Below are 6,616 nucleotides of genomic sequence, written 5' to 3' on the forward strand. Positions count from 1 at the left end.
GCCGACTGGGGGATTCCGTTATCCGGACACGCGGGCACGTGGTCCGGACGATATGGCGTTGAAACCTGCGCATTGCGGGCAAAGCGCCTGCTCCCGCGGGCCGGCCGACCGGGCGGCGACGGCCGGTGCGGCAACGGCCGGTGCGGGCCGGGTCAGTACCTGCCCTGGGCCGGGGGGAAGCCGTAGCCGGAGGCCGGGGCCTGGACGGGGGCCGTGGCGTGGGCCTCACGGTCGTAGAAGGGGCGGGCGCTCTTGCGCAGCCACATGGCGACCGGGTCGTGTTCGTCGGACATGGCGACGGTGGAGACGGGCAGCCCGTCCGGCACGGCACCGAGGGACTGCTGCATCATCGCGCGCACGGAATCCACGGCCGGCGGGGAGGTGTCGTACACATCCAGTCCGATGGCGAGATACGGCGCGCCCAGCGCGGGCTGCACCCAGGCCCGGCGCAGCGAGCGGACGGCCGGGGTGCGGTGGGCGTTCTGCGCGAGCAGGGCGTAGAACTGCGGGATCTCGATGGCGGGTTCGGACAGCCGCAGCGGGCCGGCGGGCTGGCGGTCCAGGCCCGTGGCGATCCGGCGCAGGTCGAGCCAGGGGATGCCGACGCCGCCGCCGGGGGCGTGCGGGTTGAGCCAGAGGCCGTAGTGGTCGGGGTAGAGGGCGCGGGCGACGTCGACTCCGTCGACCACCTCGTAACTGCGGTTCCAGCCGCTGGCCGAGAGTTCCTGGGCGGAGGTCACACAGGGGGCGTAGCCGTAGCCGTCGACCTCCATGTTCCCGTACTGGGCGTCGGGGGAGCCCGCCTGGCCGTGCCAGAGGAGCATCCAGATCTGGCCGGAGTGCGGGGTCGCGAGCGCGCGCAGGAGTGCCTCGTAGGCGTCGTAACGCCCGGGCGTGACCTGGCGCAGCATGTGCTCGACCTGTCCGGCCGCGGCCGTGCCGCTCGCGCTCACCTTTACCGCCCCTTCGTACAACGCCTCGACCGTGACCTAGCTTAAGCCCGCCCGCCGACTCGGGACTTGCCTCGTCCTGCGGGTGCGGGTCGGGCCGTGACCGGTCGCGTGCCTCACTCCTGGGAGCGTCTGCCGGTGAACCCTGTGAAAGATCTGCTAGTGAACCCTTTGGTAGAACGGGCGCACTCGCTCCCGCATCCACGCGCCCACGGGGTCCTCCGCCACGTCCAGGAGGACCAGGTTGACCGGCCACGGGGCCGGGGAACCGGTCACGGCCCGGGACAGGGCGTCCAGGGGGAGGGCCCGCAGGTCGCCTTCCCACTGGGAGAGTTCGACGCCCACGAACATCACCGGGTCGGCGGTCTCGATCGCGGCGAGGCAGCGGCGGGCGGTGACGACGACGCCGATCGCCTCGAACTCGGCGGAGGCGGCGGCGAGGAAGTCCACCGGGTCGTCCTGCCAGTCGGGCTCGAAGAGGCGGACCCGGCCGCCGCTCGCGGGGCCGTCCAGGGGGGTCCGGCCGGCCCGGCAGAGCTCGGCCACGGCGGGCGGCGGGAGCGGTATGCCGACCACGCCGCCCGGGTTGACGGCTATCCCGGCGTGCGGGGGCAGACCGCGGGCGAACTCCACGGCGGGCGCGATGGTGTACGACATGTGGGAGCCGACGACCTGGCGGAACTGCTCCTCGGAGCTGAACACCGGTACGTACGCCTGGCCCTCGATCTCGATGCCGGGCAGGTCGAGGGGGCCGCTCTGCGGGCCGCCGCCGCTCGGCAGGGGGACCCAGACGAAACTCCGGCCGAGCACCTCGACGATCCGCCCGCCGGCCGACGGCCCGGCGCCGAGGGAGGCCGAGAGCACCTCCTCCAGTTCGTTGCCTGGCCATCCGCCGTGCGGGTGGGTCTGCGTGTGCGCCGGGAAGTCCGCGGAGAAGTCCGCCGGGAAGTCCATCTGCCTACCGCCTGCCTGGAACCACTGCTGTGGCTCAAAAGGCTAGCGTCTCCCCGGCCGCCCGCGGTCAGCCGGTGAACCCGATCCGGCGCAGGGTGTCCGCCGCGTCCCGGTCGACGAGGATCGCCGAACCGCAGCCGGCGGGCAGTTCGCCCCGCTCCACGGCGCGCAGCAGACGGGTGGTCGCCGCGCGGTGGCGCAGGAACGCGTACCGCGAGACACCGCGGCCGCGGTCGCGCTGGCCGGCCAGGGCCTCCTCGGGGGTGACGTCGAGCATGAGCAGATGCAGGGCGCCGCCCCGGCGGCGCGCCTCGCGGGCCAGCCAGCGGCGGACCCAGGCCTGGGTGCCGCAGTCGTGCACGACGACGCCCTCTCCGGTGCGCAGGGCGCGGCGCAGCCCGGTGTAGTGGGCGAGGCGGACGAGCGGCCGGTAGACCGCGTACGGCAGGAGGCGCGGCATGCGGCCGTCCCAGCGGTCGCGGGTGTCCTGGGAGTCGATGCGCCGGCCGGGCACGGTGCGCCGCATCAGCGTGGACTTGCCGCTGCCGGGCAGGCCCGTGACCACGACGAGGTCGCGGGGGCCGAAGAGCAGCGCGTGCGGGCTGCGGCCGGCGCGCTCGCGCAGATCGCGGACGACCGGCACCGGCAGCGGGCCGCAGGCCGCCCGTGCCGGAGCGGCCGGCTGCTCGGGCAGCGCGACGCCCGATGTCGTGGCGTACGCGGTGGTCCTGTTCACCGTGATCGTCCTCCCCTGGGGCCAGGTGTGGAGTCCCATCCCCGCCGAGTGTAAAGAGAAGGTAATGCCCGATGTCTCTGGTTTTAGTCCTCTTCCTGCAACAGGCCTGCTACAGGGTGGTGCCCCTGCCACCCCGCGACGATGCGTGCAATGATGTGCGCGCCAACTGCATACCGGCCGTTTGAATCCGCGCGGGAGAGTCCCCAGCACCACTGACGCTGGGGCGCCGAAGGAGCAAGTCCCTCCCTTGAATCTCTCAGGCCCCGTTACCGCGCGGGCGAGGCACATCTGAAAAGCGGGCCGCCGTCCTCGGTGGTCCCACCCAAGGTGCAAGCCATGTCCCTTCATGGCGAACCTCTCAGGTTCCGATGACAGATGGGGAGGAACGACCTCGCCCTCCCCCACGCTCGAACGAGCTCGCGCGGGAGGTACCCCCATTGCCCTGGGAGACGACCGACCGATGAGCAGCACAGGAGAACTCCGCCACACCGCGCTCGATGCCCTGCATCGTTCGCTCGGCGCGACGATGACCGACTTCGCCGGCTGGGACATGCCCCTGCGCTACGGCTCCGAGCGCGACGAGCACAACGCCGTGCGCACGAAGGCCGGGCTGTTCGACCTCTCCCACATGGGGGAGATCACCGTCACCGGTCCGCAGGCCGCCGCCCTCCTCGACCACGCCCTGGTGGGCAACATCGGCGGCGTCAAGCCCGGCCGCGCCCGGTACACCATGATCTGCCGGGCCGACGGCGGCATCCTCGACGACCTGATCGTCTACCGGCTGGGCGAGACCGAGTACATGGTCGTCGCCAACGCCTCCAACGCCCAGGTCGTGCTGGACGCCCTGGCGGAACGTTCCGCTGGCTTCGACGCCGAGGTGCGCGACGACCGGGACGCCTACGCGCTGATCGCCGTGCAGGGGCCCCAGTCCCCGGGGATCCTGAAGTCCCTCACCGACGCCGACCTCGACGGGCTGAAGTACTACGCCGGTCTGCCGGGCACGGTCGCGGGCGTCCCGGCCCTGATCGCCCGCACCGGCTACACCGGCGAGGACGGCTTCGAGCTGTTCGTGAAGCCGGAGCACGCGGTCGAGCTGTGGCAGGCCCTGACCAAGGCGGGCGAGGGCGCCGGACTGGTCCCCTGCGGACTGTCCTGCCGCGACACGCTGCGCCTTGAGGCGGGCATGCCGCTGTACGGGCACGAGCTGAGCACCTCCCTGACGCCCTTCGACGCCGGGCTCGGCCGCGTGGTGAAGTTCGAGAAGGAGGGCGACTTCGTGGGGCGCGAGGCCCTGCGGGAGGCCGCCGCCCGCGCCGAGCAGAACCCGCCGCGCGTCCTGGTCGGGCTCGTCGCCGAGGGCCGCCGGGTCCCGCGCGCCGGGTACGCGGTCGTGGCCGGCGGCGAGGTGATCGGCGAGGTCACCTCCGGCGCCCCCTCCCCCACCCTCGGCAAGCCGATCGCGATGGCGTACGTCGACGCCGCGCACGCAGCGCCCGGCACGCCCGGCGTGGGCGTGGACATCCGGGGCAGTCACGAGCCGTACGAGGTCGTGGCGCTGCCGTTCTACAAGCGGCAGAAGTAGACACTGGCCCGGGGCCGCGGCAAGCGTTCCCGTGGTCCGTCGTTCCAGCTCACAGCAGTCCCCCCGTCAACAAAGCACTCCCGCGCGTACAGGAGAATCCAGGCCATGAGCAACCCCCAGCAGCTGCGTTACAGCAAGGAGCACGAGTGGCTGTCGGCCGCCGAGGACGGCGTCGCGACGGTCGGCATCACGGAGCACGCGGCCAACGCGCTCGGCGACGTGGTCTTCGTCCAGCTCCCCGAGGTCGGTGACTCCGTGTCCGCGGGCGAGACCTGCGGCGAGCTGGAGTCGACCAAGTCGGTGTCCGACCTCTACTCCCCCGTCTCCGGTGAGGTCACCGAGGTCAACGAGGACGTCGTGAACGACCCGTCGCTGGTGAACTCGGCCCCCTTCGAGGGCGGCTGGCTGTTCAAGGTGCGGGTCACGGACGAGCCGGGCGACCTGCTCTCCGCCGACGAGTACACCGCGTTCTCAGCCGGCTGAGGAGTCGTAGCCGTATGTCCGTCCTGAACACACCCCTGCACGAGCTCGACCCGGCCGTGGCCGCCGCGGTCGACGCCGAGCTGCACCGGCAGCAGTCCACGCTCGAGATGATCGCCTCGGAGAACTTCGCGCCGGTCGCGGTCATGGAGGCGCAGGGCTCGGTCCTCACCAACAAGTACGCCGAGGGCTACCCGGGCCGCCGCTACTACGGCGGCTGCGAGCACGTCGACGTGGTCGAGCAGATCGCGATCGACCGCGTCAAGGAGCTCTTCGGCGCCGAGCACGCCAACGTGCAGCCGCACTCCGGCGCCCAGGCCAACGCGGCCGCGATGTTCGCGCTGCTCAAGCCGGGCGACACCATCATGGGTCTGAACCTCGCGCACGGCGGGCACCTGACCCACGGCATGAAGATCAACTTCTCCGGCAAGCTCTACGACGTCGTCGCCTACCACGTCGGCGACGACGGCCGGGTCGACATGGCCGAGGTCGAGCGGCTGGCCAAGGAGTCCAAGCCCAAGCTGATCGTCGCGGGCTGGTCGGCCTACCCGCGGCAGCTGGACTTCGCCGCCTTCCGCCGGATCGCGGACGAGGTCGGCGCGTACCTGATGGTCGACATGGCCCACTTCGCCGGGCTCGTCGCGGCGGGGCTGCACCCGAACCCGGTGCCGCACGCGCACGTGGTGACCACGACCACCCACAAGACGCTGGGCGGCCCGCGCGGCGGTGTGATCCTCTCCACGGCCGAACTGGCCAAGAAGATCAACTCCGCCGTCTTCCCCGGTCAGCAGGGCGGTCCGCTGGAGCATGTGATCGCGGCCAAGGCGGTCTCCTTCAAGGTCGCGGCCTCGGAGGACTTCAAGGAGCGCCAGCGCCGTACGCTGGAGGGTGCCCGCATCCTGGCCGAGCGTCTGGTGAAGGACGACGTCCGGGCCGTGGGCGTGGACGTCCTGTCCGGCGGCACGGACGTGCACCTGGTCCTGGTCGACCTGCGCCACTCGGAGCTGGACGGACAGCAGGCCGAGGACCGCCTCCACGAGGTGGGCATCACGGTCAACCGGAACGCGATCCCGAACGACCCGCGTCCGCCGATGGTGACGTCCGGTCTGCGGATCGGTACCCCGGCCCTGGCCACGCGCGGTTTCCGGGCGGAGGACTTCGCGGAGGTCGCGGACGTCATCGCCGAGGCGCTGAAGCCGTCGTACGACGCGGAGGCCCTCAAGGCCCGGGTGAAGGCCCTGGCCGACAAGCACCCGCTGTACGCGGGTCCGAACACATAGCGAAGAAACCTTTCGGGCGCCGTGCGGCCACAAGCGGCACGGCGCCCACCCCCTCTGCACCACCCCCGTAGTCAGGAGTTCCCGTGGCCATCTCGGTCTTCGACCTGTTCTCGATCGGCATCGGCCCGTCCAGCTCCCACACCGTCGGCCCGATGCGCGCGGCCCGGATGTTCGCGCGGCGGCTGCGCAACGAGGAGCTGCTGGCCCCGACCGCGAAAGTCCGCGCGGAGCTCTACGGCTCGCTCGGCGCCACCGGCCACGGCCACGGCACGCCCAAGGCGGTGCTGCTCGGTCTGGAGGGCGACTCGCCGCGCACGGTGGATGTGGAGACGGCCGACGCGCGGGTGGAGGCGATCAGGACCGGCGGCCGGCTCAACCTGCTGGGCGAGCGGGAGATCGCGTTCTCCTACGACGACGACATGGTCCTGCACCGCCGCAAGGCCCTGCCGTACCACGCCAACGGCATGACCCTGTGGGCGTACGACGCCTCGGGCGCGGAGCTGCTGGCGAAGACGTACTACTCGGTCGGCGGCGGCTTCGTCGTCGACGAGGAGGCGGTGGGCGCGGACCGCATCAAGCTCGACGACACCGTCCTGAAGTACCCCTTCCGCACGGGCGACGAGCTGCTGCGCAT

The 6,616-nt window shown here is 71.9% G+C and carries 7 protein-coding genes and 2 riboswitches; of the genes, 4 read left to right on the plus strand and 3 right to left on the minus strand.

Annotated features, from left to right (window positions below):
- Positions 1-152: 152 nt before the first annotated feature.
- The 3 genes from ABFX81_RS34920 to ABFX81_RS34930 form a co-directional block, all read right to left on the minus strand.
- Positions 153-953, minus strand: coding sequence for an enhanced serine sensitivity protein SseB C-terminal domain-containing protein (locus tag ABFX81_RS34920; RefSeq protein ID WP_086848996.1), 801 nt, complete (start codon positions 951-953; stop codon positions 153-155).
- A gap of 156 nt (positions 954-1,109) precedes the next feature.
- Positions 1,110-1,904, minus strand: a complete 795-nt coding sequence (locus ABFX81_RS34925) for an enhanced serine sensitivity protein SseB C-terminal domain-containing protein (protein ID WP_086848998.1) — start codon at positions 1,902-1,904, stop codon at positions 1,110-1,112.
- A 67-nt stretch (positions 1,905-1,971) separates the two neighbouring features.
- Complete coding sequence (locus ABFX81_RS34930) at positions 1,972-2,640, minus strand: AAA family ATPase (protein ID WP_086849000.1); 669 nt, start codon at positions 2,638-2,640, stop codon at positions 1,972-1,974.
- A 182-nt stretch (positions 2,641-2,822) separates the two neighbouring features.
- Positions 2,823-2,922, plus strand: a riboswitch (glycine riboswitch).
- A riboswitch (glycine riboswitch) is annotated at positions 2,923-3,025 on the plus strand.
- A 75-nt stretch (positions 3,026-3,100) separates the two neighbouring features.
- Here ABFX81_RS34930 and gcvT point away from each other — a divergent pair.
- The 4 genes from gcvT to ABFX81_RS34950 all read left to right on the plus strand — a co-directional run.
- On the plus strand, positions 3,101-4,222 hold the full coding sequence (gcvT, locus tag ABFX81_RS34935) for a glycine cleavage system aminomethyltransferase GcvT (RefSeq protein WP_086849002.1): 1,122 nt from the start codon (positions 3,101-3,103) through the stop codon (positions 4,220-4,222).
- Positions 4,223-4,327: 105 nt separating this feature from the next.
- A complete protein-coding gene (gcvH, locus tag ABFX81_RS34940; RefSeq protein ID WP_059422730.1) occupies positions 4,328-4,705 on the plus strand; it encodes a glycine cleavage system protein GcvH in 378 nt (125 codons plus the stop codon).
- A 14-nt stretch (positions 4,706-4,719) separates the two neighbouring features.
- The gene (gene glyA / locus ABFX81_RS34945) at positions 4,720-5,982 is read left to right on the plus strand and encodes a serine hydroxymethyltransferase (protein WP_086849004.1); all 1,263 of its coding nucleotides are present in this window, start codon (positions 4,720-4,722) and stop codon (positions 5,980-5,982) included.
- Positions 5,983-6,065: 83 nt separating this feature from the next.
- A partial coding sequence (locus tag ABFX81_RS34950) for a serine dehydratase beta chain (protein WP_346139181.1) occupies positions 6,066-6,616 on the plus strand: 551 nt, incomplete at its 3' end.

This window comes from Streptomyces coeruleofuscus (assembly GCF_039532725.1).
In the GTDB taxonomy this organism is placed as follows: domain Bacteria; phylum Actinomycetota; class Actinomycetes; order Streptomycetales; family Streptomycetaceae; genus Streptomyces; species Streptomyces coeruleofuscus.

Excerpts from the sequence above, each read along its gene's own strand:
- glyA (WP_086849004.1), top strand. The coding sequence starts at position 4,720 with ATGTCCGTCCTGAACACACCCCTGCACGAGCTCGACCCGGCCGTGGCC.
- gcvT (WP_086849002.1), top strand. The coding sequence starts at position 3,101 with ATGAGCAGCACAGGAGAACTCCGCCACACCGCGCTCGATGCCCTGCAT.
- ABFX81_RS34925 (WP_086848998.1), bottom strand. The coding sequence starts at position 1,904 with ATGGACTTCCCGGCGGACTTCTCCGCGGACTTCCCGGCGCACACGCAG.
- gcvH (WP_059422730.1), top strand. The coding sequence starts at position 4,328 with ATGAGCAACCCCCAGCAGCTGCGTTACAGCAAGGAGCACGAGTGGCTG.